The sequence below is a fragment of the Zavarzinia sp. genome, from assembly GCF_041650655.1.
Classification (GTDB): Bacteria; Pseudomonadota; Alphaproteobacteria; order Zavarziniales; family Zavarziniaceae; genus Zavarzinia.
This window is the reverse complement of sequence record NZ_JBAZKR010000255.1, coordinates 1-2,781: the sequence shown is the minus strand read 5'-3', so window position 1 is coordinate 2,781 and position 2,781 is coordinate 1. Positions and strand designations below refer to the sequence as shown.

At 65.7% G+C, this 2,781-nt stretch carries 3 protein-coding genes; all 3 read left to right on the top strand.

Features of this window, described 5'->3' with window-relative positions; genetic code table 11:
- A partial coding sequence (gene urtB, locus WC493_RS23150) for an urea ABC transporter permease subunit UrtB (RefSeq protein ID WP_373068991.1) occupies window positions 1-877 on the top strand: 877 nt, incomplete at its 5' end.
- Entirely contained in the window at window positions 874-2,034 is a 1,161-nt protein-coding gene (gene urtC, locus WC493_RS23145; protein ID WP_373068989.1) for an urea ABC transporter permease subunit UrtC, read from the top strand. The genes urtB and urtC, both read left to right, overlap by 4 nt.
- Window positions 2,035-2,043: 9 nt before the next feature.
- On the top strand, window positions 2,044-2,781 hold a 738-nt coding region (gene urtD, locus WC493_RS23140), incomplete at its 3' end, for an urea ABC transporter ATP-binding protein UrtD (protein WP_373068987.1).

Sequence of the window (2,781 nt, the reverse complement as noted above, 5' to 3'; positions counted from 1 at the left end):
TTACGGCATTTCGCTGGGCTCGGTACTGCTGCTCGCGGCGATCGGCCTCGCCATCACCTTCGGCGTGATGGGTGTCATCAACATGGCCCATGGCGAGATGGTGATGATCGGCGCCTACACCACCTTCGTCGTGCAGGACATCATCCGCAATTCGGCGCCCTGGCTGTTCGACTATTCGCTGGCCATCGCCCTGCCGCTGGCCTTCCTCGTCTCGGGCGCGGTCGGCATCGTGATCGAGCGGGTGATCATCCGCTTCCTCTACGGCCGGCCGCTGGAAACCCTGCTCGCCACCTTCGGCCTGTCGCTCGTGCTGCAGCAGGCGGTGCGCAGCATCTTCGGGCCGACCAACCGCGAGGTGGGCAACCCGGCCTGGATGTCGGGCGCCTTCGACCTGGGCGGCCTGACCCTGACCTATAACCGCATGTGGATCATCGTCTTCTCGATGGTCGTGCTCGTCGTCCTGATGGTCGTGTTGCGGCGGACGGCCTTCGGCCTGCAGATGCGGGCGGTGACGCAGAACCGGCGCATGGCCGGTTCGATGGGTATCCGCACCAATTGGGTCGACATGCTCACCTTCGGCCTCGGCTCCGGCATCGCCGGCATCGCGGGCGTCGCCCTGTCCCAGATCGACAATGTCAGCCCCAACCTCGGCCAGGGCTACATCATCGACAGCTTCATGGTCGTCGTCTTCGGCGGCGTCGGTAACCTCTGGGGTACGCTGGTGGGGGCCATGACACTGGGCATCACCAACAAGCTGCTCGAACCTGTTGCCGGCGCCGTGCTCGGCAAGATCTTCGTCCTCGTCGCGCTCGTGCTGTTCATCCAGCGCAAGCCGCGGGGCCTGTTCCCCCAGAAAGGCAGGGCGGTCGAGCGATGATTGCGAAACGTCTGTTCGGTTCGGACGCCACGGCCTTCTGGTTCCTGGCCATCCTCTTCATCGTCACCGTGCTGGTCGGGGTGCTCAACCTCGCGACATCGGCGGACTCGGCGCTGCATGTGCCGGTCTATCTGGTCGCCCTGCTGGGCAAATATCTGTGCTACGCGATCCTCGCCCTGTCGATCGACCTCGTCTGGGGTTACGTCGGCATCCTGTCGCTGGGCCACGGCGCCTTCTTCGCCCTCGGCGGTTACGGCATGGGCATGTATCTGATGCGCCAGATCGGCCCGCGCGGCGTCTATGGCGATCCCATCCTGCCCGACTTCATGGTGTTCCTGAACTGGAAGGAGCTGCCCTGGTACTGGCTCGGCTTCGACAATTTCCTGTTCGCCATGGTGATGGTCGCGCTGGTGCCCGGCCTGCTCGCCTTCGTCTTCGGCTATCTCGCCTTCCGCTCGCGCGTCACCGGGGTCTATCTGTCGATCATCACCCAGGCGATGACCTACGCCCTGCTGCTCGCCTTCTTCCGCAACGACATGGGCTTCGGCGGCAACAACGGCTTGACCGACTTCAAGGACCTGCTGGGTTTCAACCTGCAGACCGACGGGATGCGGGTCGCGCTCTTCGCCGCCTCGGCCCTCGCGCTCGCGCTGTGCTATCTGCTCTGCCTGTGGATCACCCGCTCGCGCTTCGGCAAGGTGCTGATCGCAGTGCGCGACGCCGAAAGCCGCACGCGCTTCATGGGGTATCGGGTCGAGGGCTACAAGCTCGCGGCCTTCACCCTGTCGGCGGTCATGGCGGGCATCGCCGGCGCGCTCTATGTGCCGCAGGTCGGCATCATCAACCCCGGCGAATTCGCGCCGCAGAATTCGATCGAGGCGGTGGTCTGGGTCGCGGTCGGCGGGCGCGGCACCCTGGTCGGGGCGGCCGTCGGCGCCATCGTCGTCAACTTCGGCAAGACGGTGTTCACCGGCGTGCTTCCCGAACTCTGGCTCTTCGCCCTCGGCGGTCTCTTCGTCTTCGTCACCCTGCTGATGCCCAAGGGCATCGTCGGCACGGTGCCGCAGCTCCTCGACATGATGCGCAGCCGCAAGGCGCAGAACGCGGCGGCGCCCGAGGCCCCGAAACCCGAAGCCTCGACCCCGGCGGGCGAATAGGAGACGGCCATGCAGATCGGCGACACCTCCGCCCCCAAGCCCATTCTCTATGTCGACGGCGTCACTGTAACCTTCGACGGCTTCCGGGCGCTCAACGACCTCTCCCTCGTCATCGCCCCGGGCGAGATGCGGGCGATCATCGGCCCGAACGGCGCCGGCAAGACGACCATGATGGACGTCATCACCGGCAAGACGAGGCCCGACGTCGGCACCGTCGCCTTCAACGGCGACGTCGACCTGACCAAGCTGGACGAAGCCGCCATCGCCCAATTGGGCATCGGGCGCAAGTTCCAGAAGCCGACCGTGTTCGAAAGCCACACGGTGCGGGACAATCTGCAACTGGCGCTGGCGGGTCTGCGCAAGCCCTTCACCGTGCTCTTCGCCAAGGAGACGGCGAAGGAAAGGCAGCGGATCGACGAGTTGCTGGAATTGACCAAGCTGACCGAGTCGCTCGGCCGGCTGGCGGGCGACCTGTCCCACGGCCAGAAGCAATGGCTGGAAATCGGCATGTTGCTGGCGCAGGAACCGGCGCTCCTCCTCGTCGACGAGCCGGTCGCCGGCATGACCGACGCCGAGACGGCGGAGACCGCCGAACTGCTGGTCGAGATCAACAAGACGCGCTCGGTCGTCGTCGTCGAACACGACATGACCTTCGTGAAGGCGCTGGGGGTCAAGGTCACGGTGCTGCACGAAGGCTCGGTGCTCGCGGAAGGCCCGCTCGATCAGGTTCAGGCCAATGAGCGCGTC